The organism is Streptomyces sp. NPDC005408 (genome assembly GCF_040606445.1).
In the GTDB taxonomy this organism is placed as follows: Bacteria; Actinomycetota; Actinomycetes; order Streptomycetales; family Streptomycetaceae; genus Streptomyces.
Map to the genome: position 1 here is coordinate 1 of NZ_JBEXEX010000077.1, position 24,985 is coordinate 24,985.

Here is a 24,985-nt window from a genome sequence, read left to right on the forward strand (position 1 = left end):
GTCCATTCCTCGTTCGATAGATCTCCCCGCCCCATGGACACGTCAACGAGCTCAGGACGAGGAGGTCACATGATCCGCCGGACAGACCCTAGGACACGTTGTCCTACCCGTCGATACCGAGTCGATCGGCGAGATCCGTGAGTGGGGACGTGCGACGTCTTTCCCTCCCGCGGAGTTCGGAGACGAGCCGTCGGCTTGTGGAGTGATATCGCATCCATTCGGGAGCTGTTCGCTCGGCTGTGAGCAAGGCGCGCAGCGCAGCTTCGTCCTGGTTGAGGTCCGCGCTGGCGATTGCGCAATCGACATGGAATCGAGCGCGCCACGTTGGGGGCAGGGCGTGAAGATCAGGAACGGTTCGGGCGGTGCGCAAGGCATCTGCACTCTCGTCCATCTCCACGAGGAAGTTGACCTTCGCCACGCCCATGTTGGTTGGACCGAACGGAGTCGCGTAGTCCAGACGATCAGTTCCGATTCTCGCGGCTGCCGCACTGGCCATGCTGAGCAGTTCCTGTACGACGTCCCGCCGCTCCAGTCGCACTGCGGCAGTTGCTGCACGCAGCAAGAGGATGCCCCAGAGGGCGAGTTCTATCGGCTGCGAGCGGAATCCCGGTTCGATCCGCTCGGCGGTTGTCATCGCCACCTGCTGGCATCAGCCAGCCGCCCTTGCTTCGTGAAGATCCATGCCAGGCTGGAGACTCCAACCGTCTCAAGATGAGGATCATCACCCTTGCGAGCTGCCTCCATAGAACGCTCAAGGGCGGTGAAGGCCGCGTCCTCTTTACCGAGTGCCGCCAGGGTGGTGGCCGCGACCTGGTACGCCTCAGCGAGAACGGACTGAGCGGTGGCGCCCTCAGATCCCGTGAACGTCCGACTGCCAGCCTTGGCATCCCTGATCAACTGAGGGAGCAGCAGGCCGATCTCGCCCATGCGCCCCTCGCGCCGGATGTGCTCGGTGGACCTCAGGGACGCGCGTAGTTGTGCGATGGTTGGCGGATCCTCAGGGTCCGATTCCTGTCCCAATAAGTCAGCGGCAGGCGAGATGGCCTGGCGCAGCGCAAGGACGGATGGCTGCTCGTCGTCGGTGCGCGCCTCGAAGGTGGTGGGCTGCCCGACGAGTGTGGACGGTTCCACGTCCAATGCTCGGGCCAAGGCATTCAACGTCGAGAGCCGGGCCGTCTGACGCACGCCCTGTTCGAGCTTACGGATGACGTCGACAGACAAGCCCGCTCGTTCCGCAAGCCTCTCCTGTGTCAGCTTCCGTCGCATACGCAGACGGGCGACCCGGTCTCCGATGCTGGGTTCCTCATGGATTTGCATGACTACCCCCGCGCGAAGGTCTTGCCGACCAAGCTACGCCGTGTGCGTGGCTGTTGCCCGAAGATCGCAGCCGAGTCACCCAGTCGCGACCAGGCCCGCGGTTCGCAGATGACTCCGGGGTATCAGCGACACCCCTCCCGTTTGGCCAGTTGCTGCTGTTGCCGCGAATGGCTCACCGTCCGTGGTCTGCAGCACGGCGTCATGGTGACCCAGCCGACCTCAGCGTGAAGTCGGCAAGGTGCACCGGCCGTTCGCGGGACTCGAGTTGCCGTAGTTCGGCAGCAGTAGCGACGGGCCGAGCAGCCGAGCTTCTTCTTTGCCGTGCCTGTCGGTGATCAGGTGGTGCTTCGAGCTGGCCCCGGATGTCGGTGCGGAGCACCAGCCAGATCCCGGAGAGCAGGTTCCCAGTCCGGTATCGGCTTGCCGCCGGGTCCGGAACTGGCGTTCCCGGAGCGGCAGCAACGGCCTGATTCTTGGATTAGTTTCACGGCCCGCCTGCCGGGGCGCGACGTGAACTCAGCCGGATTCGGGCGCACTCCCGGACTCATCGCGGAAGCACGAGGACACCACGGTGACCTCGATCGCGGACTTGTATTCACTGCCTGGGGGCGTGATCCGTAGACGAAGATCTGCGGACACCTGTCCGTCACCGGAGTCCGCCACGATCTGGGGGGACTTGGCCTGGCTGTCGTCGGGCCCGTCCTTGACAATCTTCCAACCCTTCGCGGGAAGCTCCTTCTGCAGCCTGCCCATGGCCGCTTTCAGGTCCGCGTCCGGTACCTGGTAGATGCTCCATGGGTGGCGCATACGGACCACATTGTCTTCGGGCGGATAGTCCGAGCACTTCACTGAAAAGGCACCCGACGGCTGGGTCTTCCCTTTCAGTGCCATGATGTCCAGGATTTCACTCGATGCGCCGGTGACCCTTTTCTTCACGACTGCCTCGTCGCGGACCGGTGCCGCCTCTTTCTTTTCACTCACCTGAGAGCAACCTCCCAAAAAAAGACCCGCAACTGCCATTGCGAGTGCTGAAGCAAATGACCTATTCAACCGTCGTCCTTTCGTACTGACCGGTGATCACGTAAGCCTGCTGGTGAAGGCTGAGGGATTCCTCGTCCCAGAACGCACTGTGATCCTTAGCGTTCGACGTGAGTACGTTCGAGCCGAACGCGGGATCAGTGGGGATGGTCCAGTTGTCACCGAGACCGGCGAGCCACCTCCCGCCCTCCCGGACGAACCCGTCGTTGCCCCCTCCGCCCATCGCCCACATGTGGCCCGGCTTGATCCCCAGGTCCGCCGCACGGTCGGCCTGCATGCCCGGGCTTCCAGCGACAAGGACGTCGTCGACCGCTAGGGGGCCGTCCGGCCAACCGCCGGATTTCGCCGCGTCCCCGATGACGGTAGTGCCATAGCTGTGGCCGACGGCCGTGGTGTGCCCGGTGTTCCCGGTGGCCTCCATGTGCGCCGCCCTGTTGCCGTCGAGGAAATCCCTCAGGATGGGCCCGCCCTGAGCTGCCCGTTCATCGAACATGGCTTCCGGGAGGATGTCGCCCTTTTCGCCGGGCTTGGCCGAGCGCGGGGCGTCGTAGTCGAACCAGGTGATCGTGGAGATCTTGGAGTCCTGGGCAATGCCGTGACTCTCCTGCCACAACCTCGTTCCCCGGTCCAAATCTCCACTGACATCGCTCAGATTTGTCCCGGTACCTGGCACATAAATTGCCGTGTGATCAGCGGTGTCGGGGTTACCGTTGGCGAGAATGACTCTTCCGTCGCCGCCCATGCCCTCGACATCGAATCCGAGCAGATAAGCGTCGGGAAGGCCGTCCTTACCGGTCATGTCGAAACGGTTCTGAATGGTGTCCATCCCGTCGAGGCGCCCCTCAAGGCGCCCCTTCTGTTTGTTCCACTCTTTCCACTCCTCCGTCGGGACCATCGCGCCCTTCACCTCGCGGCCCGTGATGGGGCTGATGTAGGCCCGGTAGTGCTCGGGCTCCTTCTTGAGCCAGGTGTCCAGCTGTGATTGAGTGGCGCCCCGCTGCTCAGCGAGTACGACACGGTTCGCCTCGTCGCGCACATCGGCTGGCAGCCCGTTGAGTGCGCCGACACTCGCGGGGTGCATGGAGATGTAGCCGGCACGCTCTTCCTCGGAAAGACCCCTCCACCACTGGGCGTTGTCCTCGCCAGAGCCCTCTTTCGGCGGCCCTTTGATGGTGTCGAGATACGAGTCGGCCGCCTTGCGTACTCCTCCCGTGTCCGACGTGACATCCGTCCAGTCCCGGGCGGACACAGTCAGGTCGTCGTCGGCCTTCAGAGCCCGCAGTTTCGGTGCCCACTTCTCGTCAGTTGCTGTCGCCTCCTCAAGGGCGGCGGCGATACGGTCGCCGATCGCCTGCGCACGCGCGTAATACGGGTTGGGATCGAACTGAGCCGCTTGGCGGTTGATGCCCTGCGCCAACGGCGTCGTCGTACCGTTCGCCGTCCCCACATGGGGGATCTTGCCGTCGACCTTGTCCGGTCCCGCCGGATACGTCACTGACCCGTTTGATTCCACCGTGAACTTCTCGGCATGCGCGTCCGCGACCGCGGAGTCAAGCTTGCGCTTGGCCGCCGCCATGTCGTAGGCGAAGCCATTGAGCGCCGTACTGATCACGCCGCATTCGGTCTGCGTGTAGTGGAAATTCTTCGACAGCGCCTGGAGCTGCTTCTGTGCCGCCTCCGCCGCCTCGCCCTTCAACGACCTGCGCATCCCTGCGGCAACCACGTTTTCTATGTGATCCTTGGCCGCCCGGGCCATCTCGCCCATGGAGCGGTACCCATCGGCGGCGCCCTCGAACTCTGACGGCTTCAGGTCCTTGAGCGTGGTGTAGTCCATATCCGCCGTCACCGGCCCTTCGCCTGGCCGCCGATGGCGTCCGTGTCGGCGTACTCGACCTTCAGCTTGTCGACCTCGGCCTTGACCGCCTCGTCGGTCATCAATAGGTCATGGCCCACCTGCTCCAGGATCTTCTGGAGGCTGCCGCAGCGCTTGCTCACGTCCTCGGCGTACCGCTTCCAGGAGTCGTACACCTCCCCCTGCGCGGCCGCAGTCAGACAGCCGGTCTCCGTACCGAGCCCTGTCTGTCCCTCTTCCAGCTTGGCCAGCGCAGCGCTGACACTCTTGCGCATTGAGCCGACCCCTTGGCCCGCCGTGAGCCATGCCTTTTGGCTGGACTTCACACCGCCTGTCACGGTACTGACGGATGCGCCCCGGTCGGGCGCAAGCTGATTGAGCTGCATCCCTGTGGATTGCCGAATGGCCACATCAGCTTTGATCTGCTCCCACTCGTCCCACCCCATGCGCGATCTCTCCCCGTTCGCAACCGTGGACACTGCTGGCCGGGCGCCCAACCCACGCTCCGCGCCCAGCTCCAGACGCTACATCAGGCGCTTCGGGCCACGTTCGTCGCGGCACTCATGCCGCCTGAGTATCCGTACTCATGCGAATCAACTCCCAACTTCCCTATCGCACACACGCCAATCGGTCCTGCGCCCCGCATGCTTGAGGCACCACACATGCGCATCCTCCGAGGTGGCCGTGTCTCGGGAGCGTTCAACGCACGGGAGGATTTGCCGAAATAGCGGACGGACGTAGAGGCATGGCCGCTGGCATCCATGCGGCGAACCGGCGCCGGCCCCGGGACTCTTCGCTGTCGATGACGGGATGCGGCCCGTCATCGACAGCGAAGGGGCTGGGATTTTCCAGGAGCCTCAGTCGCTGCTTTGCACTCTGTCCACCGCTCCCGACGGCTCGTGTGCCTCCGGGTTGGGGACACAAGCTGCCCCTGAGGTCACCCTCCATGGTGTCCGCCGCCGGCCCACTGAGGACCTCCCAGCCCTGCACGGCCTTCGCGTCCGGCACCACGGTCTTCATATCGGGGCGGGGCATGGGGGTGACGGCGGAGGGCTTCTGCACGGCGTAGGACTGGCAGAGGGCGGGATGCGGCGTCCGGCGACCGAATTCTGTGACCGGGATCCGGCGGTACGGGCGGCGGAAAAAGGCGAACTCGTCGTCCCGCAAGCCGATCACAGCCTGATCAGCACTCCGCGCCAGGTCCATCCCACGTCGAGGAACGCGTTCCGCAAGGGATCCTTCATCTCCCGTGTGTCGAAGCGGAACGTCTCGATCTTGTGCCGACGGCCTTCGGGCCCCCGCTTGTACTCCCACTGCCGGTAGACCGCGGGCCCTTGCCCACGGGAGTACTGCCCACGGGAGTGCTCGGGCGACGACTCCCACCGCTCCTCGAGGGCGCGTACCTCGTGCTTCGCCGGGACCAGGCGCATCCGGGTCTTGAGCGTCACGCCCAGACCCCGAAGCTGGCACTCCGCCACCAGATCGGCACGTTCCTTCGGGGTGCCGTCGCGCACGACGAACGGCACGTCCAGCCCGTTGAGCGCGAGCAACGCGGCACTGACCTCCACGGCGGGCAGCGGAGCGACACCACTGTCGGGGTACCTAGTGCCTGCCATCTTGTCCCAGAATCGGGCCATCGTCAGATCCCCACCCTTGTGTCCGGGCGAACCGTGCGCACGAAGTCCTGGAAGTCTCCCCGGACGCTGTCGTGCCGGGCCGCGGTGGCGGTCAGAGACAGCCGGATCACTTGAACCGGGCGCAGCACCCGGCCACCTGGCATGTACCTTACCGGCCGCTGTTCGAACGGGACTCGATTCGTTCGGACGGCCGTCGCAATCGCCGGATCCGTGGACGCCTGAGCGTGCAACCGCCGTCCGTCGCATCGGTTTTGAGGCCGTACATCAGGCTGTCCATGGCGTGATCCATTTGGGACTTCCCGACTGGCCCGGCCAGAAAGGCGATTTTGCCGAAGTCGGTATACATGGTGGTGCTGGTCCGCCCGTCTCGCGTCGCCTCGTGCTTGAGGAGATAGTCCGGGGTCTTGCGGTGACCACAAGAAGGCCGCGCATAACTTCTGCAGATGGACGGCCTCACGAGACCCGGCGGGCACTGGGCATGCGCGGGAGGTGGCGACCCTGCCTCGTGTCTGCTCAGGCGCCTAGCGCGGCCTTTGGAGTCTTGCCGTTCTGGGCTTCGTCTGCCCGTGTGGCGAAGACCCTCGCGAGGTCCTTGACCAGCGCCTCGTCGATGCCTGTCTGCCCGGAGGCATCGACACTGACCCACATGATGACGGCGCCCACCCTCATTTGCGCGACCGCGCGTTTGTCACTTTGGTAATTGCTGATGCCCAGCGCGGCCTGCCGCTGTTCGCCGACTCCGCCGAGGTCCAAGCTCTTGGGTTTGCCCAGGCCGTTCTTGTGCCAGTCCCAATACGGGTCGAACGCGTTATCGGCGGCCTTCTCGTCCCGATAGGTGATGGCCCAAAACCCGATCTCCGCCTTGTTCTTCTCCTTGAAGCGCGACGTCCCCATGAAGCGGGCACCCTCGCAGGCCTGCTGCTTCTTTCGGGGGCACAAGCTCTCCCTGAGACCCTCGCTCTCCATGGTGTCCGCTGCCGGGCCGTTGTCGCTCCCCGTACGGTTGAGGTCCGGATCGAAGCCCATACGCTGCCATGCAACGGTTTGGCCGTTGTGTGTCAGCCTCCTCTCGGTGTCCATCAGCTTGTTGCCGTAGTCGTTAAGGAACTGGTCGTCGTAGTCGCCCCAGCGCATCAGGTTACTCATGACCTGGACCCCGAAGGGGAACCCGGCGCCCCTCCCGACAGGCTTGTCGCCGAGGTCCACTATCTGGCGCTTCCATTCGGCCATGGCCGCGGTGTCGCTCTGGGTGGCGTTGGCGAGGGTGAGGCTGAGGTTCTGCTGCAGGTCGTCGAGCTGTTCACGCCTCGCGCGGTACAACTCCGCGTTCGTGCTCGGCTCATTGAGCTTGGACCAGAACTCCAGCGTCCCCTTCGCCTTGAGGCTGGTGGCGAAGCGTTCCGCGAAGAGGTCGTCGTTAGCGTATTCCTTCAGGCCGGCGTTGAGCTCGTCGAACTCCTTGACCGTCAGATCCTCAGGGTCCTTCTTTGCCAGCGCGGCCAGCCTGTCCGCTTTCTTGACGGCGGCGGCCGCCGAGTCGCGGTCCTTGTACACCGCGTCCGAGAAGCCGTGGTCGGTGAGGTCGACAAGTGCCTTGAGGGACGTGGCGGCGGTGCTGTCTATCTCGGTCGCCTTGTCGAGGATCCTCTGAAGCTCGTTGCGCAGCTCATCGACATCCTTCTGGCTGGTGGTGGAGTCCTTGGAGTCGGGATTCTCCTCGACGGTGAACCCGCCACCCTTCGCCGTGACGGTCAGGTGCTTCCCCCTTCCCCGCTCGATCGCTTCCCTGAGCAGGCGCTGCTGGGTCTTCAGCTCGTCGCGGGTGTCGCTCGTGATGTCCCGGATGGACGTCGCCTGCGTCTGTGCGTCGGCGAACTCTCCGGCGGTCTTGCCGATGAACTCGCGGGAGACCGTGGCGTTGTAGCCGGCCCAGTTGGCCTTCAGGGCCCTGCCCCGGAGTCCCTCCCGTGCGTCTTTCTCCAGCTCTTTGAGCTTGGTGAGCATGCTCGTCCAGTCGGTGACCCTGTCATCGAGCAGCTTGAAGTTGGCCGAGTGAAGGGCTTCGAAATCCATGAGCTGTACCCCTAGTCCTTCTCGTCCTTCTTGTCCTTCTCGCCGTACACCGCGTTCTTCTTGCCCGGCGGTGCGTACGACTCGTCGAAGCCGCTGTCGAGTGTGTAGATGCTGCTCACGTGGCGCTCGATGAAGATCTCGTCGCTCTGGTGCGCATTCTTGGTGAAGTCCATGTGGTTCGAGATGAGCGCGCACGCGTCCATCAACGAGCCGAGCTGCGTGTCCCAGCGCAACGAGACATGTGACAGCGCCCCGCCGAGGGCGAAGCCCTGGGTTGTGAGACTGGTTCCGGCCGAGTCGGTGCTGATGACCCGCGCTTCCTTCCACAGGCGGTTGTACAGCTTGAATGCGTGGTCGCCGATCGCGGCCAAGTCCTTCTGGTTGACCTGCAGATCACCCTGCGGGCTACCTGCGTTGGGCCTGTCCTCCGGCGGCAGCTGATTCAGCCTCATGTGCGTCGACTGCTTCTCAGCTGTCGACGCCTTCAACTGCTCCCACTCATCCCAAGCCATCTGCGGGCCCCTTCCCCCGTGTGTACCTACGGACGGTCACATTCCGCATCAACCTATTGATGCGCACCGACTACTGGCAAACGCTGTCTGTGACATCCGTTTCGAGGCTGTACATCACGTTGTCCATTGCCTATGCCGCTTTGGACTGGCCAGGCAGCGGCCTGGCCGTCACCGTCAGGAAGATCCCGTGTACGGCGTAGCGCTCCTCGGATGCGAGGGTCGCGATCTGGTCCTCGTCGGTCCTCGGAGTTGGGGTTCATGAACGGACCCCACACGATCCTTCGTGGTCGAGCCCCGAGCATCTTGTGCCGACCCCGTCACTCGTGATCCGGCGCCATAAGCCCCGTCTGTACCAGCGGGTTCCCCCGCTGCCGCGAGACGAAGATGCCCCGTCCCGCCGGCATCGGGCGCATCCTCGCGCCGCCGAGTACGTCTCCCTCTTGCGGGTCACCGGACAGGAGCACACCCTGCGCGCCCAGTTCCATCATCCGCTGCATGAAGGGTTCGTACGAGGCGCGGCTGGCCCCGGCCCCGTTGCGGGCGATGATGAAACGGACGCCGACGTCGCGTGCGAATGGCAGCAGTTCCGTCAGCTTCCCCAGGGGGTTACCGCTCGACGTGGACACCAGGTCGTAGTCGTCCACGACCACAAACACCGACGGTCCCTGCCACCAGCTGCGGTCCCTCAGCTGTTGTGCCGTGACATCCGCCGACGGAGTACGGCGCTGCATCAGATCCATCAGCGCGTCGACGTGGTGGTCCATGTTGTTGGACATGGGGACGTACTCGGCCAGGTGTGTGGCCGGGGTCGCGTCGAGCAGTGCGCGGCGGTTGTCGATCACGAAGAGCTTGCAGGAGTTTCCGTCGTACCGCTCGGTCAGCTGCTTGATGAGCAGCCGCAGGAGATTGGACTTGCCGGACTCGCTCTCGCCGAACACCAGGAAGAACGGATCGCGCTCGAAGTTGACGAAGACCGGTTCCAGGTTGTTCTCGTCGATCGCGAAGGACACCCCGCGCTCCGGGTGCGCAAAGCCCGCCGGAAGGTTGCCCACCGGCAGTTCGCGCGGCAGCAGTCGCACTGCCGGGGCTCCCGGCGCCGTCCAGTGCCGGGTGACCTCCTGGGCCATGGCGGCCGTGGCCTCCGAGAGGTCGCTGTCGGAGTTGATGCCGTCGATCCGCGGTACCGCAGCCATGAAGTGCAGCTTCTCCGGGGTCAGTCCGCGTCCCGGTACGCCGGTCGGGACATTGACGGCGGCCTTGCGGTCCAGCTCCGAGTCCATGGTGTCGCCGAGCCGCAGCTCGAGCCGGTTCATCAGGTGGTCCTTGAGGTTCGCGCGGACTTCCATGGAGCGCGAGGCCGTGAGGATCACATGGATGCCGTAGCCGAGACCTCGCGCCGCGATGTCCAGGACCGCCGCCTCCAGGGCTTCGTAGTCCGTACGGAAATTGCCCCAGCCGTCGATGACCAGGAACACGTCACCCCACGGCTGCTCCGTCATCGAGATGTCACCACGCGCCCGCAGCCTGCGGAAAGTGGCGATGGAGTCGATGCCGGCGCTGCGGAAGTACTCCTCGCGCCGCGACAGGATGCCGTACACCTCGGCGACCGTACGCCGCACCCGCTCCGGGTCGAGGCGGGAGGCGACCCCGCCGACATGCGGCAGGCGGGCGATCGAGGACAGGCCGCCGCCACCGAAGTCGAGGCCGTAGAACTGCACCTCTTGCGGCGTGTGCGTCAACGCGAAGGCCGAGATGAGAGTCCGCAGCAAGGTCGACTTGCCCGACTGCGGGCCACCCACGATCTGCATATGGCCCGCCGCACCGGAGAAGTCCCGGTAGAGCGTGTCACGGCGCTGCTCGTACGGCTTGTCGACCACACCCAGCGGTACGACGAGACGGCCCGCGCCCTCGAACCCGGGCTGCGTCAGCCCTCGGCCCTCCACGCCCGCGAGTCCGGGCAGCAGCTCGTCCAGCGGCGGCGGATTGTCCAGCGGGGGCAGCCATACCTGGTGGGCCTCCGCGCCACGCCCCTCCAGCCGTCGCACGATGACATCGAGTACGGAGTCGGCCAGCGCGTCGTCCTCGGCCGCACGCGCCTCCGGCACCTGCGGCTGGGCGGTCGGCTGGACGTAGCGGACCGGCACCGGAGCGGCCGTGAACGGTACGGGCCGTCGGTCCACCGGAAGCGGACCACCGCTGACGGCGGCGTGCTGAGGAGCCGTGCGGTACACCCCGGAGACGTACGCCGCCTTGAACCGCACCATCTCGTCCGTGCCGTACTTCAGATACCCGGAGCCGGGGACGTTGGGCAGCTGGTAGGCGTCGGGCACGCCCAGCGCCGCACGCGATTCGGCCGCGGAGAAGGTACGCAGACCGATCCGGTAGGACAGATACGTCTCAAGTCCACGCAGCCGCCCCTCTTCCAGACGTTGCGAGGCCAGCAGCAGATGGACGCCCAGCGAACGCCCGATTCGTCCGATCTGCACGAACATCTCGATGAAGTCCGGCATGGCGGTGAGGAGTTCACTGAACTCGTCGATGACGAGAACGAGTGACGGGATGGGCTGCAGCGGGGCACCCGCCGCGCGTGCCTTCTCGTAGTCGTGGATGTTGGCGTAGTTTCCCGCGTCCCGCAGCATCTCCTGCCGACGGTTGAGTTCGCCGCGGATGGAGTCGCCCATGCGATCCACCAGCGTCAGGTCGTCCGCAAGGTTGGTGATCACTGCGGCGACATGCGGCATTTGGGACATTCCGGCGAAGGTGGCGCCGCCCTTGAAGTCCGCGAGGACGAAGTTCAGCGTCTCCGAGGAATGCGTGACAGCCAGGCCCAGTACAAGCGTGCGCAGCAGCTCGGACTTGCCGGAACCGGTCGCACCGACGCACAGCCCGTGCGGGCCCATGCCCTCCTGCGCCGCCTCCTTCAGATCCAGCATCACCGGAGTGCCGTCTTCGCCGACGCCGATCGGGACGCGCAGCCGCTCGGCCTGGGAACGCGGGCGCCAGGTGCGGCTGACGTCGACGGACGCCGCGTCGCCCAGGTTCAGCAGATCGGTGAAGTCGAGGTTGGCGAGCAGCGGTTCGTCGTCGTCCCCGCCCGAGGCCATCCGAAGCGGGGCGAGCTGTCGGGCGAGTGCCTCGGCGGCCTCGCGGCTCAGCCGGTCGGGCGTCCCGTCGTACACCAGGCCGTGTCCCGACTCCAGCTGGAGCGAGTCCGGGTGCACGATCACGGACAGGCTGCCGCGCGCCCCGGTGACCTCGCCGGGTACGACCTCGATGACGGTCACGCCCTGCAGACCTTCGGCCGCCGCCAGCGCCGAGACGGTAGGTACCGACTGGCCGTCGAGTACGACGACGACGTGCGGCTGATCCAGCAGCGGCTGGCCGCCGCCCTGGAAGCGGGGCCGGCCGTCGAGCCGCCCGGCGAGCATCTCTTCCAGATCCCGTGCGTCGGTCGTGATGAGGCGGCGACTGCCCGCTCCGTCACTGGTCCCAGGGGCCTGGACGTGCGGAAGCCACTTGGCCCACTTCCACTGCGGGGCCGCCTCGCGCCCGGCAGCAATGGCGATGACAAGGTCTTCGGGGGAGTGCAGGGAGGCGAGCGAGCCGACCATCGCGCGGGCCGTGGCGCGGACGGACTCCGCCTCGCCGCTCACCGTCAGGTGGTAGAAGGCGCGCAGCGAGACGGCCATGGGCAGGCCGTCGAGCGTGCCGTGGGCCGTCAGGAACTGCTGCATCGCTCCCGCGGTGAGCGGTTCCAGCTCGTCCACGGGCGCTGTGTCGGGGGCGATGAGCGGGGTCGCGAGCTGCTGGCTGCCCAGGCCGATGCGCACCTGCCCGAAGTCGTCGTCGCCGACGCGGCGTTCCCAGACGCGGCTGCCCTCGGCGACCAGCGCCCACAGCTGCTCCGGGGACGGGTGCAGATAGAACTGTGCGTCACGCTGCAGGTGCGCGGTCCGCAGAACCGCGCGCCTCGTCTGAGTCAGGTACTTCAGGTAGTCGCGGCGCATGTCGGCGAGCTGCCCCTGGGTGCCGCGCCGGTAGCGGACCAGCATCGCGATGCCCATGCCGACCGTCGACGCGATCATCACCATGCCCATGATCCGCATGATCGGATTCGGGGTCATGAAGAAGAAGACGACAGAACCGCCCATACCCAGCATCGGGAGCAGCTGCATCAGCGCCCCCTCCTGCTGCCCTCGTGGCAGCTCGGGCGGGGGTTGCAACTGCACCTGCTCGCCGGGTACTTCGGAGGGCAGGGCCCGAGGTGGGCGCTTGACGACGATCTGGCTCACAGCTCACCAATTCCCTTGCCGGATGGAAATGTTCCTATCGGCGCCCCCGTGGCGACGGGTTCCATCCGCGGGGAGGGATCCTACTTGCGTGGTGGGACAACGGTTGGCGGTAGGGTGGCGCGACGCGTTTGCTCGCCCGTGAACTACCGCAAAAAAAGGGTCATTCGGGGAGCAAAGCGAGGCTCACGATCCATGAGAACCACGAGGGGGAGCAGCAGGTGAGTATGACGGCCTCAGCGGCGGCCACCGGAACCGGTCACCCGGGTCCTGGAACTCCGTCCGGCGGCGGAACCGGTTTCTGCCGGGTCACGGTCGTTGCGCCGGACGGTCGCGTCGACGTGGCACTGCCCGAAGACATCCCCGTGGCCGACCTCTACCCGGAGATCCTCCGCCTGTCCGGGCAGAGCCCCGCGGAGGGTGCCCCGGTCGGGTACCACCTTGTGCGTCGCGACGGCACCGTACTCGACAGTGCGCGCTCCCTGGCGGCCCAGCGCATCCTCGACGGCGAGCTTCTGTCGCTCAGGCCCTTCGCCGAATCTCTGCCCCCGGCGGTCTTCGACGACGTCTCCGATGCCGTCGCCTCCGCCGTCGCCCGAGACCGCACCTTGTGGAACGACAGCCTGATGCGCGGCGCCGGTCTCATCGGCGGATCCGTTCTGCTGGTCCTGCTCGCCTTCGTGCTGTGGACCGCCGACCCCCGTCACGACATGCACGGCCTGCCCGGCATCCTGGCGGCCGTCAGTGGCGTACTGCTGCTCACGCTCGCAGGCGTACGGGCACGCGTGTACGACGACCGGGCCTCGTCCGTCGCTCTGGGTATCGGTTCCATGGCCAACGCCGCGGTCGCCGGCGCCGGACTGCTGCCGCTCGCGGACGGGCAGGGCATCGGCAAGCTGCAGTTCCTGCTCGCCTGCGCCGCCGTTCTCATCGCCTCGGTGATCCTGATGATCGTCGCCCCTGGCGGAGACGGTCCCTTCGTCGCGTTCGTCTTCGCCGCCACCGTCGGCCTGCTGGTGACCTTCGCCGCGATCACGACCAAGATGCAGCCGGCCGAGACCGCCGCCGTGTGCGCCCCGCTCTCGGTGGGAGCCCTTGCCTTCCTGCCCGGCCTCTCCACGCGCTTCGCCCGCCTGCCCATCGGCTTCGAGCCTCCCCGTACGACCGTCGGCGACTACGGAACCGACCCCGTGCCGCAGGGCCCGGTCGACGCCGAGCGCATCGCAGCACAGGCCCGGCGCGGTCACGAACTGCTGGTCGGCCTGGTCGGCGGCTGTGCGCTGGTGGCGCTGGGCGCCGCGGCCGTGCTCGGATTCTCCGACAACGTGTGGGGCCAGCTGCTCGCTCTCGCAACTGGCATCGCCATGCTGATGCGCGCCCATCTGTTCCGCTACACGGCACAGGTCGGCTGTGCCCTGGTCGCCGGGCTCGGCTCATTGGCGCTGCTGGGGCTCGGACTGTGCCTCAACCCGCCCAGAGGGCTGATGCTCGACGCCCTGAAGGGTGACGGCACAGCGCTCGACATCCGCACGGTCTGGCTCACCGCCGCGGTCGCCGCGGTCGCCGCGATGATCACCGCCATCGGGCTGATCGTGCCGCGCAAGGGCGTCACGCCCTTCTGGGGCCGTTCTCTGGAGATCGCGGAAGCCGGTGTGCTGCTGTCGCTCGTACCGCTGTGTCTCGCGGTCTTCGACGTCTACCACGCCATCCGTGCGATGACGTCCTGACTCACTGGTACGCTGTGTGACGGCCGTTTGTGTACGCGCCCCCGGAGAATCTGGGTGCAGCGCTCATCGGACCTTCGCCTCCGAGTCACGGAAGCTCCCCTGAGATCAAGACCAGGGGCACTCGTGGGCGCATCGAACATCAAAGAGGAGTACCGAGTGTCTCTCGACGCCGCTACGAAGAAGCAGATCATGACCGAGTTCGGCACCAAGGAGGGCGACACCGGCTCCCCCGAGGTCCAGGTCGCGATGCTCTCCCGCCGTATCTCGGACCTGACCGGGCACCTCAAGACGCACAAGCACGACCACCACTCCCGCCGTGGTCTGCTGATCCTGGTCGGCCAGCGCCGCCGTCTGCTGCAGTACCTGGCCAAGAAGGACATCCAGCGCTTCCGTGCGCTCGTCGACCGCCTCGGCATCCGCCGTGGTGCGGCCGGCGGCGCCAAGTAAGACGCCGTGAAGGGAGCGGTTCCCACTCTTAGGGGGCCGCTCCCTTTGCTGTACGTGCGCGACGTACCGGACGGCAATTAGTCTGGTCGCACGACGCAACACCGAACGACACGCAATACCGAACGAGCGAGAAGCCGCCTCACCGCCGCCGGTCCTCGGTAGTGGCCCCCGGAGAACCAAGCCCCGGGTGCTTCGATCGAAGACCGGCCCGCAGAACGAGAGCTTCTCGGCCACCGTCCCCCGCCACACGGGCGAGGGGACGAAGACGAGGAGAAAACGCTAGTGGAGAACGAGACCCACTACGCCGAGGCCGTCATTGACAACGGTTCCTTCGGCACCCGCACCATCCGCTTCGAGACGGGCCGCCTGGCCAAGCAGGCCGCCGGTTCCGCCGTGGCGTACCTGGACGACGACACCATGGTGCTGTCGGCCACCACCGCTTCCAAGAAGCCCAAGGACCAGCTCGACTTCTTCCCCCTGACGGTGGACGTCGAGGAGCGGATGTACGCAGCCGGAAAGATCCCCGGCTCCTTCTTCCGTCGTGAGGGCCGGCCCTCCGAGGACGCGATCCTCACCTGCCGCCTGATCGACCGCCCGCTGCGCCCCTCCTTCAAGAAGGGCCTGCGCAACGAGATCCAGATCGTCGAGACGATCATGGCGCTCAACCCCGACCACCTGTACGACGTGGTCGCGATCAACGCCGCCTCCTGTTCCACGCAGCTGGCCGGCCTGCCCTTCTCCGGCCCGATCGGTGGCACCCGTGTCGCCCTGATCAAGGGCCAGTGGGTCGCCTTCCCGACGCACACCGAGCTCGAGGACGCCGTCTTCGACATGGTGGTCGCCGGTCGCGTCCTCGAGGACGGCGACGTCGCGATCATGATGGTCGAGGCCGAGGCCACCGAGAAGACCATCGAGCTCGTCAAGGGCGGCGCCGAGGCGCCGACCGAGGAGCTGGTCGCTGCCGGTCTCGAGGCCGCGAAGCCCTTCATCAAGGCGCTGTGCAAGGCCCAGTCGGACCTCGCCGCCAAGGCCGCCAAGCCCACCGGCGAGTTCCCGGTCTTCCTCGACTACCAGGACGACGTCCTGGAGGCGCTGACCGCCGCCGTCAAGGGCGAGCTCGCGCAGGCGCTCACCATCGCCGGCAAGCAGGAGCGCGAGACCGAGCTGGACCGCATCAAGGAGGTCGCCGCCGAGAAGCTGCTCCCGCAGTTCGAGGGCCGCGAGAAGGAGATCTCCGGTGCCTACCGCGCGCTGACCAAGAAGCTGGTCCGCGAGCGTGTCATCAAGGACAAGGTCCGCATCGACGGCCGTGGCGTCACGGACATCCGTACGCTCGCCGCCGAGGTCGAGGCCATCCCGCGCGTGCACGGCTCGGCGCTGTTCGAGCGTGGCGAGACCCAGATCCTGGGCGTCACCACCCTGAACATGCTCCGTATGGAGCAGCAGCTGGACACCCTTTCCCCGGTGACCCGCAAGCGCTACATGCACAACTACAACTTCCCGCCGTACTCCGTCGGTGAGACCGGCCGCGTCGGTTCGCCGAAGCGCCGCGAGATCGGCCACGGTGCGCTCGCCGAGCGCGCCATCGTGCCGGTGCTGCCGACGCGCGAGGAGTTCCCGTACGCCATCCGCCAGGTCTCCGAGGCGCTGGGCTCCAACGGCTCGACGTCCATGGGCTCGGTCTGCGCCTCCACCATGTCGCTGCTGAACGCCGGTGTGCCGCTCAAGGCCCCCGTCGCCGGTATCGCCATGGGCCTGATCTCCGAGGAGATCGACGGCCAGACGCACTACGTCGCCCTCACCGACATCCTCGGTGCGGAGGACGCCTTCGGTGACATGGACTTCAAGGTCGCCGGTACGAAGACCTTCGTCACCGCGCTCCAGCTGGACACCAAGCTCGACGGCATCCCCGCCTCGGTCCTGGCCGCCGCGCTGAAGCAGGCCCGCGACGCCCGCCTCCACATCCTCGATGTGATGAACGAGGCCATCGACGTCCCGGACGAGATGTCCCCGAACGCCCCGCGGATCATCACCGTCAAGATCCCGGTGGACAAGATCGGTGAGGTCATCGGCCCCAAGGGCAAGATGATCAACCAGATCCAGGAGGACACCGGCGCCGACATCACGATCGAGGACGACGGCACCATCTACATCGGTGCCCAGCAGGGCTCGCAGGCCGAGGCCGCCCGCGCCACGATCAACTCGATCGCCAACCCGACCATGCCGGAGGTCGGCGAGCGCTACCTGGGTACGGTCGTCAAGACCACCACCTTCGGTGCCTTCGTCTCCCTGATGCCCGGCAAGGACGGTCTGCTGCACATCTCGCAGATCCGCAAGCTCGCCGGTGGCAAGCGCGTGGAGAACGTCGAGGACGTGCTCGCGGTCGGCTCCAAGGTCCAGGTCGAGATCGCCGAGATCGACTCCCGCGGCAAGCTCTCACTGATCCCCGTGATCGAGGGCGAAGAGGCCGCTGACGAGAACAAGGACGACGCTGCCAAGTGACGTCCCGTAGTTCCAGGACGACGGCCCGCACCTCTTCGGAGGCGCGGGCCGTCGCCCGTACCCAAACGCTTCTCAAGGGCGAGCACGGCATCGGCACCGTCCGGCGCACCGTCCTGCCCGGCGGCCTGCGCGTCGTCACCGAAACCCTGCCCTCCGTGCGCTCCGCCACCTTCGGGATCTGGGCGAACGTCGGCTCCCGCGACGAGACGCCGTCGCTCGGCGGCGCCACGCACTACCTGGAGCACCTCCTCTTCAAGGGCACCCATAAGCGCTCCGCCCTCGACATCTCCTCGGCGATCGACGCGGTCGGCGGCGAGATGAACGCCTTCACGGCGAAGGAGTACACCTGCTACTACGCGCGTGTGCTCGACACCGATCTGCCGCTCGCCATCGACGTGGTCTGCGACATGCTCACCGGATCGCTGATCCTCCAGGAGGACGTCGACGCCGAGCGCGGCGTCATCCTCGAAGAGATCGCGATGACCGAGGACGACCCGGGCGACTGTGTGCACGACCTGTTCGCGCACACGATGTTCGGCGACAGCCCCCTCGGCCGCCCGGTCCTCGGCACGGTCGACACGATCAACGCGCTGAGCGCCGACCGCATCCGCCGCTTCCACAAGAAGCATTACGACCCGACCCATCTGGTCGTCGCGGCAGCGGGCAACATCGACCACGCCACGGTCGTACGCCAGGTTCGCAAGGCCTTTGAAAAGGCCGGCGCCCTGTCCCGTACGGACGCGGCACCCACCCCGCCCCGCGACGGGAACCGCGCCCTGCGAACCGCGGGCCGCGTCGAGCTGCTGAACCGCAAGACCGAGCAGGCCCATGTCGTCCTCGGCATGCCGGGCCTCGCCCGCACCGACGAGCGCCGCTGGGCGCTCGGGGTGCTGAACACCGCACTCGGCGGCGGCATGTCCTCGCGCCTGTTCCAGGAGGTCAGGGAGAAGCGCGGCCTGGCCTACAGCGTGTACTCGTACACCTCGGGCTTCGCCGACACCGGCCTCTTCGGCGTCTACGCGGGCTGCCGCCCCAGCCAGGTCCACGACGTCCTGAAGATCTGCCGCGACGAGCTCGACCGGGTCGCGTCCGAGGGGCTTTCGGACGAGGAGATCGGCCGGGCCGTCGGCCAGCTCTCCGGCTCCACCGTGCTGGGCCTCGAGGACACGGGCGCGCTGATGAACCGTATCGGCAAGAGCGAACTGTGCTGGGGCTCGCAGATGTCGGTCGACGACATGCTCACGCAGATAGCCTCCGTCACCCCCGACGAGGTACGCGCGGTTGCGGGCGAGGTGCTGGGACACCGGCCCTCGCTGGCGGTGATCGGCCCGCTCAAGGACAAGCAGGCGGACCGCCTCCACGAAGCGGTCTCCTAAAGGTTAAGGAAGTAAGGCAATGAGCAAGCTGCGCGTGGCCGTTCTCGGTGCCAAGGGCCGTATCGGCTCGGAGGCGGTACGAGCCGTCGAGGCCGCCGACGACATGGAACTGGTCGCGGCTCTCGGCCGGGGCGACAAGCTGGAGGCCCTGGTGGACTCCGGCGCCCAGGTCGTGGTCGAACTGACCACGCCGGCCTCGGTGATGGGCAATCTCGACTTCTGTGTACGCCATGGCATTCACGCGGTCGTAGGCACCACCGGCTGGACCGACGAACGCCTCGCACAGCTCAACACCTCGCTCGCCGCATCGCCCGGAACCGGTGTCCTCATCGCGCCGAACTTCTCCATCGGCGCGGTCCTCACCATGAAGTTCGCGCAGCAGGCGGCGCGTTACTTCGAGTCGGTCGAGGTCGTGGAACTGCACCACCCGAACAAGGCCGACGCCCCGAGCGGCACCGCGACCCGTACCGCCCAGCTCATCGCGGCGGCACGCGCGGAGGCGGGCTGCGCCCCGCAGCCGGATGCGACCGTCACCGCCCTGGACGGGGCGCGCGGCGCGGACGTCGACGGCGTACCGGTGCATGCCGTCCGGCTGCGCGGCCTGCTCGCCCACCAGGAAGTCCTGCTGGGCGGCGAGGGCGAGACGCTGACCATCCGCCATGACTCGCTGCACCACTGCAGCTTCATGCCGGGCATCCTGCTGGGCGCCCGCCGTGTCGTGTCCACTCCCGGCCTCACGTTCGGCCTGGAAAACTTCCTCGACCTGGGCTGACGGCCATGGGTGGAAAGATCACGTACTTCTTCCTCGCCACCGCGCTGGTTCTGGTCTTCGGCGTGGTGGCGCTGGAGGGCGTGCTGCTCATCCTGACCGGTGAGCCTGCCGCCATGGGAATGGGCGCGGTGGCGTTCCTGCTGCCGGGCGTCGGCGGCTGGTTCCTCTGGCACAACACACGCTTCGCGCGCAATGCGCATCGCCTCGCCCGCGAGCTGGAAGCCGAAAGCGGTCTGCCGGCGGAGGAGTCGAAGCGGTCGCCCGGCGGGCGGATCGACCGTGACGCGGCCGACGAGATCTTCGCCAAGCGGCGGGCCGAGACCGAGGATTCACCGGACGACTGGCGCTGCTGGTTCCGGCTGGCCGTCGCTTACCACGATGCCCGCGACACCCCGCGCGCCCGCAAGGCGATGCAACGCGCGATCGCCCTGCACGACGGGCCCTAGGCGCCGCGGTACTCCGAGCCCCACGCCTCAATCGTGTCGGCGGCCCGGTCGAAGGCCTCGACGCGTGACAGGAAGTCCGCGTTGTGATCGGTCAGCAGCGGCAGCGGCTCCTCGCCCTGCCGTACGACGACGAGCGCCTGCCCCTGCACGGTGCGCGGCAGCCCGAGCCAGCGCACGGGCTGCTGCACGGTGCGTACCGCGGAAGCGCGGTTCCACGGCACCGTCGTCGTCGAGAGGAAGGCCACGCGCCGCACTCCGTGCCGGCTGACCCAGACGCCCACCCGCAGCAGCCGCAGCGAGGTGAAGATGAGCGCGAGCCCGACGCCCAGGCAGAGACCCGCACCCGGCAGCGCACCGGCGAACGCGATGATCATCGCCGCGATGAGTACGAACGAGGCGAGCAGCAGCAACAGCGCCGCAGCGCCGACCCGCCACGGACCCGGACGGTAGGGACGCCGCCAGTGGTCGTGATCGTCGAAGGGCAGCGCTACATCGTCAGCGGTCGTGCCAAATGCACGGTCGGCCGTCAGAAAAGGCAGGGGCACGACTGATCCTCACTCACCAGCACACTCGATTCGGCTGTGCCCGGTGAGGCTACCGAGGCGGCCGTTGCCCGACCACCCCAGGGGGGCCGTACGAGTCAGCGGCCGTCGGACGCCTCGGACTGCTGCGAATGCCCCGGCGCCTGGCCGGATTCCAGTGCCGGGCGTCCCAGGAGCAGGGAGCCGGCCAGCCCGCAGACGATGGTCAGGCCGATCAGCGTACGGCCCGCGAGCTGGGAGCCGCTGGGACGTTCACGGGGCGGCGGAGTGACGTTACTGCGGAAGCGGTCGGCCTCAGCGACGAATGCGAACGGGACGGCCTCTCGCCGGCGGAACATCAGGGCACTCTCCATGGAATCTCGTGACTGGACGCTGCTACAGGTACAGACGAGCGGAAAGTCGAATCGGTGCCGGATTTTGCCGAATTAGCCGAAGATTGCCGTCCGTGGAAACAGGGGCCAAGGGCGGACGGGACTAGAGTGGACGCCGCCCGAGCGAAGCCATTGGAAGGACCCTGTCGGTGACCGACACCCCCGCCGAGACAGCCACGCCCAGTTTCCGCAGCGATGTCACCGTCGAGCTGGTGAAGCACACCGCCGGCGACTCCGACGTGCTGTGGGCCGCCCGCGTCTCCACGGCAGGCGAGCAGTCTCTGGAGGAGCTCCACAAGGACCCGGAGCGCTCCAAGGGACTGATCAACTACCTGATGCGGGACCGCCACGGCAGCCCCTTCGAGCACAACTCGATGACCTTCTTCATCAGCGCCCCGATCTTTGTCTTCCGCGAGTTCATGCGGCACCGCGTGGGCTGGTCCTACAACGAGGAGTCCGGCCGCTACCGCGAGCTGGAGCCGGTCTTCTACGTCCCGGGCCAGCAGCGCAAGCTCGTGCAGGAAGGCCGCCCTGGCAAGTACGTGTTCATCGACGGCAGCCCGGAGCAGCACAAGGTCGTGTCGGACGCCATGGTCGACTCGTACCGCCGCTCGTACGAGACGTACAAGGAGATGCTCGACGAGGGCATCGCGCGCGAAGTCGCCCGCGCCGTTCTGCCCGTGGGCCTGTTCTCGTCCATGTACGCCACCTGCAACGCACGCTCGCTGATGCACTTCCTCGGACTGCGCACCCAGCACGAGCTGGCGAAGGTGCCCTCCTTCCCGCAGCGCGAGATCGAGATGGTCGGCGAGAAGATGGAGCAGCACTGGGCAAAGCTGATGCCGCTCACCTACGCGGCCTTCAATGACAACGGCCGCATCGCCCCATAGAGCACAATCGTCCCGTTGAGCACAGATGTACGGGTCGGGCCGGAGACGGTGTCCGCATTGCGGTGTTTCGTGAAGTTCATCTAGGCTGATCAAACGGACCCGGCACTGCTTGAACCCCCGAGCAGGCAGTGCCGGGCTCCTCATGCCACGTTGTACGTCACGTCCCCCGAGGGGACACTGCGTGCTGAGCAGCGAGTAGCGTGTTACCCATGGCTCCGATCTCCACTCCGCAGACCCCCTTCGGGCGGGTCCTCACCGCCATGGTCACGCCCTTCACGGCGGACGGCGCACTCGACATCGCCGGCGCACAGCGCCTGGCGGCCCATCTGGTGGACGCAGGCAACGACGGCCTGATCATCAATGGCACCACCGGTGAGTCGCCGACCACCAGCGACGCGGAGAAAGACCAGCTCGTACGGGCCGTACTGGAAGCGGTCGGAGACCGGGCCCATGTCGTCGCCGGTATCGGCACCAACGACACCCGCCACAGCATCGAGCTCGCCCGCACCGCCGAACGCTCCGGCGCGCACGGCCTGCTCGCCGTGACGCCGTACTACAACAAGCCCCCGCAGGAGGGCCTGTTCCGTCACTTCTCGGCCATCGCCGATGCCACGGAACTGCCCGTCATGCTCTACGACATTCCCGGCCGCAGCGGCGTCCCGATCAACACCGAAACCCTGGTGCGCCTCGCCGATCACCCGCGTATCGTCGCCAACAAGGACGCCAAGGGCGATCTGGGCCGCGCCAGCTGGGCCATCGCCCGCAGCGGTCTCGCCTGGTACTCCGGCGACGACATGCTCAACCTCCCGCTGCTCTCGGTCGGCGCCGTCGGCTTCGTCTCCGTCGTCGGCCATGTCGTGACCCCCGAGCTCCGCGCCCTTCTCGACGCCTACCTCACCGGTGACGTCCAGAAGGCCACCGAGATCCACCAGCAACTGCTGCCGGTCTTCACGGGCATGTTCCGCACCCAGGGCGTCATCACCACCAAGGCGGCACTGGCCCTCCAGGGACTCCCGGCCGGACCGCTCCGGCTCCCCCTGGTGGAGCTCTCCCCGGAGGAAACCGCGCAGCTCAAGATCGACCTCGCGGCCGGTGGGGTACAGCTCTAAACACAGACTTCACAACTGAATACGCGAAGAAGGCCGACCGAAACCGGTCGGAACCAAGACAACAGCAAGTGCACGAATGTCATGTACGCCACGTGCCGCAACGGTGCGTGGCGTGCGTGGTGAGGAGAGTCTTTTGAGTCATCCGCATCCTGAACTCGGCGCCCCGCCGAAGCTTCCCAAGGGCGGCCTGCGCGTCACCCCCCTCGGCGGTCTCGGCGAGATCGGCCGGAACATGACGGTCTTCGAATACGACGGCCGACTGCTCATCGTCGACTGCGGCGTCCTCTTCCCCGAGGAGGAGCAGCCCGGAATCGACCTGATCCTGCCGGACTTCACCACCATCCGGGAGCGCCTCGACGACATCGACGGCATCGTGCTCACGCACGGCCACGAGGACCACATCGGCGGCGTCCCGTTCCTGCTCCGGCTGAAGCCGGACATCCCGCTGATCGGCTCCAAGCTGACCCTCGCGCTCATCGAGGCGAAGCTCCAGGAGCACCGCATCCGCCCGTACACCCTCGAAGTCACCGAGGGCCACCGTGAGCGCATCGGTCCGTTCGACTGCGAGTTCATCGCGGTCAACCACTCCATCCCGGACGCGCTTGCGGTCGCCATCCGCACCCCCGCGGGCATGGCGGTCCACACCGGCGACTTCAAGATGGACCAGCTCCCGCTGGACGGCCGGCTCACGGACCTGCACGCCTTCGCGAAGCTGAGCGAGGAGGGCATCGACCTCCTTCTCTCGGACTCCACGAACGCCGAGGTCCCGGGCTTCGTGCCGCCTGAGCGCGACATCTCGAACGTCCTGCGCACGGTCTTCGCGAACGCCCAGAAGCGCATCATCGTGGCCAGCTTCGCCAGCCACGTCCACCGCATCCAGCAGATCCTCGACGCGGCCGACGAGTACGGCCGCCGCGTGGCCTTCGTCGGCCGCTCGATGGTCCGCAACATGGGCATCGCACGCGACCTGGGTTACCTCCGGGTCCCCGCCGGCCTCGTCGTCGACGTCAAGACGCTCGACGACCTCCCGGACCACGATGTGGTCCTGGTCTGCACGGGCTCCCAGGGCGAGCCGATGGCGGCACTGTCCCGTATGGCCAACCGGGACCACCAGATCCGCATCGTCCAGGGCGACACGGTGATCCTGGCGTCGTCGCTCATCCCGGGCAACGAGAACGCGGTCTACCGCGTGATCAACGGCCTGACCCGCTGGGGCGCGAACGTCGTCCACAAGGGCAACGCCAAGGTCCACGTCTCGGGCCACGCCTCGGCCGGCGAGCTCCTGTACTTCTACAACATCTGCAAGCCGAAGAACCTGATGCCGGTCCACGGCGAATGGCGCCACCTGCGGGCCAACGCCGAACTCGGAGCCCTGACGGGTGTCCCGAAGGACCACATCGTCATCGCCGAGGACGGAGTCGTCGTCGACCTCGTCGACGGCAAGGCCAAGATCGTCGGCAAGGTCCAGGCGGGTTATGTGTACGTCGACGGCCTGTCGGTCGGTGATGTCACCGAGGCATCCCTCAAGGACCGCCGCATCCTCGGCGACGAGGGCATCATCTCGGTCTTCCTCGTGGTCGACTCGAGCAGCGGAAAGGTCGTGGGTGGCCCGCACATCCACGCCCGCGGCTCCGGCATCGAGGACAGCGCCTTCAGCGCGGTGCTCCCGAAGGTCGAGGAAGCCATCGGTAAATCGGCTTCCGACGGCGTCGCCGAGCCCCACCAGCTGCAGCAACTCGTCCGCCGCGTGGTGGGCAAGTGGGTCTCCGACACCTACCGTCGGCGCCCGATGATCCTTCCCGTCGTCGTCGAGGTCTGACGCCGTCGATCCTGGAGCGGAGCCCCCGATTTGCGTCGGGGCGCTCCGCTCCAGTACGTTTACGTCTCCGCCTGAACGGGAACCCGGCGCACTCGTGCGCTCGGAACAGTCCCGAACGGGGCGGGAATTCCGACTCAGAATCTCTGATAAAGTCGGGTCAGCCGAAAGGCAAAAGGCCTTCCAACGGCCACTGGAATCGAATTCCTCACCGGAAACGGAACGGAAAAAGAGTCTGGTAAGGTTGGAAACGCAAGACCGAAGGGAAG

20 protein-coding genes are annotated in these 24,985 nt (G+C 66.8%); 9 read left to right on the forward strand and 11 right to left on the reverse strand.

Features of this window, described 5'->3' with window-relative positions; all coding sequences use genetic code 11:
• Positions 1–103: 103 nt before the first annotated feature.
• The 9 genes from ABZS64_RS36495 to eccCa form a co-directional block, all read right to left on the reverse strand.
• A complete protein-coding gene (locus ABZS64_RS36495; RefSeq protein ID WP_355839054.1) occupies positions 104–634 on the reverse strand; it encodes a hypothetical protein in 531 nt (176 codons plus the stop codon).
• A complete protein-coding gene (locus tag ABZS64_RS36500; protein ID WP_355839056.1) occupies positions 631–1,317 on the reverse strand; it encodes a helix-turn-helix domain-containing protein in 687 nt (228 codons plus the stop codon). The genes ABZS64_RS36495 and ABZS64_RS36500 overlap by 4 nt, the downstream gene beginning before the upstream one ends.
• A gap of 516 nt (positions 1,318–1,833) precedes the next feature.
• Positions 1,834–2,337: a hypothetical protein gene (locus tag ABZS64_RS36505; RefSeq protein ID WP_355839058.1), complete on the reverse strand. Its 504-nt coding sequence runs from the start codon at positions 2,335–2,337 to the stop codon at positions 1,834–1,836.
• Positions 2,338–2,359: 22 nt separating this feature from the next.
• Positions 2,360–4,189: an alpha/beta hydrolase gene (locus ABZS64_RS36510; protein ID WP_355839060.1), complete on the reverse strand. Its 1,830-nt coding sequence runs from the start codon at positions 4,187–4,189 to the stop codon at positions 2,360–2,362.
• Positions 4,190–4,197: 8 nt separating this feature from the next.
• Complete coding sequence (locus ABZS64_RS36515) at positions 4,198–4,482, reverse strand: hypothetical protein (RefSeq protein WP_355839063.1); 285 nt, start codon at positions 4,480–4,482, stop codon at positions 4,198–4,200.
• An 897-nt stretch (positions 4,483–5,379) separates the two neighbouring features.
• Positions 5,380–5,823, reverse strand: coding sequence for a hypothetical protein (locus ABZS64_RS36520; RefSeq protein ID WP_355839065.1), 444 nt, complete (start codon positions 5,821–5,823; stop codon positions 5,380–5,382).
• Positions 5,824–6,357: 534 nt separating this feature from the next.
• On the reverse strand, positions 6,358–7,917 hold the full coding sequence (locus ABZS64_RS36525; protein WP_355839067.1) for a hypothetical protein: 1,560 nt from the start codon (positions 7,915–7,917) through the stop codon (positions 6,358–6,360).
• 11 nt (positions 7,918–7,928) lie between these two features.
• Entirely contained in the window at positions 7,929–8,429 is a 501-nt protein-coding gene (locus tag ABZS64_RS36530) for a hypothetical protein (protein ID WP_355839069.1), read from the reverse strand.
• A 317-nt stretch (positions 8,430–8,746) separates the two neighbouring features.
• Positions 8,747–12,721, reverse strand: coding sequence for a type VII secretion protein EccCa (eccCa, locus tag ABZS64_RS36535; RefSeq protein WP_355839071.1), 3,975 nt, complete (start codon positions 12,719–12,721; stop codon positions 8,747–8,749).
• Between the two features lie 224 nt (positions 12,722–12,945).
• On the opposite strand from eccCa, the gene eccD reads away from it, so the two are divergent.
• From eccD to ABZS64_RS36565, 6 genes are all read left to right on the forward strand, one after another.
• Entirely contained in the window at positions 12,946–14,445 is a 1,500-nt protein-coding gene (gene eccD, locus ABZS64_RS36540) for a type VII secretion integral membrane protein EccD (RefSeq protein ID WP_355839095.1), read from the forward strand.
• A gap of 156 nt (positions 14,446–14,601) precedes the next feature.
• On the forward strand, positions 14,602–14,892 hold the full coding sequence (rpsO, locus tag ABZS64_RS36545) for a 30S ribosomal protein S15 (RefSeq protein WP_355839074.1): 291 nt from the start codon (positions 14,602–14,604) through the stop codon (positions 14,890–14,892).
• A gap of 282 nt (positions 14,893–15,174) precedes the next feature.
• On the forward strand, positions 15,175–17,394 hold the full coding sequence (locus tag ABZS64_RS36550) for a polyribonucleotide nucleotidyltransferase (protein ID WP_355839076.1): 2,220 nt from the start codon (positions 15,175–15,177) through the stop codon (positions 17,392–17,394).
• Entirely contained in the window at positions 17,391–18,770 is a 1,380-nt protein-coding gene (locus ABZS64_RS36555; protein ID WP_355839079.1) for a pitrilysin family protein, read from the forward strand. Before ABZS64_RS36550 ends, ABZS64_RS36555 begins: the two co-directional genes overlap by 4 nt.
• 19 nt (positions 18,771–18,789) lie before the next feature.
• Positions 18,790–19,542 carry a 4-hydroxy-tetrahydrodipicolinate reductase gene (gene dapB / locus ABZS64_RS36560; RefSeq protein ID WP_355839081.1) on the forward strand — a complete coding sequence of 251 codons (753 nt, stop codon included), beginning with the start codon at positions 18,790–18,792 and terminating at the stop codon, positions 19,540–19,542.
• Between the two features lie 5 nt (positions 19,543–19,547).
• Complete coding sequence (locus tag ABZS64_RS36565; RefSeq protein WP_355839083.1) at positions 19,548–19,988, forward strand: hypothetical protein; 441 nt, start codon at positions 19,548–19,550, stop codon at positions 19,986–19,988.
• On the opposite strand, the gene ABZS64_RS36570 is transcribed toward ABZS64_RS36565, so the two are convergent.
• Both ABZS64_RS36570 and ABZS64_RS36575 read right to left on the reverse strand, forming a co-directional pair.
• Positions 19,985–20,533, reverse strand: a complete 549-nt coding sequence (locus tag ABZS64_RS36570) for a hypothetical protein (protein WP_355839085.1) — start codon at positions 20,531–20,533, stop codon at positions 19,985–19,987. The genes ABZS64_RS36565 and ABZS64_RS36570 overlap by 4 nt on opposite strands.
• 95 nt (positions 20,534–20,628) lie before the next feature.
• Positions 20,629–20,868 carry a hypothetical protein gene (locus tag ABZS64_RS36575; RefSeq protein ID WP_355839087.1) on the reverse strand — a complete coding sequence of 80 codons (240 nt, stop codon included), beginning with the start codon at positions 20,866–20,868 and terminating at the stop codon, positions 20,629–20,631.
• Between the two features lie 182 nt (positions 20,869–21,050).
• Between ABZS64_RS36575 and thyX the strand changes: the two genes are divergently transcribed.
• The 3 genes from thyX to ABZS64_RS36590 all read left to right on the forward strand — a co-directional run bounded on the left by thyX (position 21,051) and on the right by ABZS64_RS36590 (position 24,719).
• Positions 21,051–21,791, forward strand: a complete 741-nt coding sequence (thyX, locus tag ABZS64_RS36580) for an FAD-dependent thymidylate synthase (RefSeq protein ID WP_355839089.1) — start codon at positions 21,051–21,053, stop codon at positions 21,789–21,791.
• 209 nt (positions 21,792–22,000) lie between these two features.
• The gene (gene dapA / locus ABZS64_RS36585; RefSeq protein ID WP_355839091.1) at positions 22,001–22,900 is read left to right on the forward strand and encodes a 4-hydroxy-tetrahydrodipicolinate synthase; all 900 of its coding nucleotides are present in this window, start codon (positions 22,001–22,003) and stop codon (positions 22,898–22,900) included.
• A gap of 133 nt (positions 22,901–23,033) precedes the next feature.
• The gene (locus ABZS64_RS36590) at positions 23,034–24,719 is read left to right on the forward strand and encodes a ribonuclease J (protein WP_355839093.1); all 1,686 of its coding nucleotides are present in this window, start codon (positions 23,034–23,036) and stop codon (positions 24,717–24,719) included.
• The last annotated feature ends 266 nt before the right edge of the window (positions 24,720–24,985 follow it).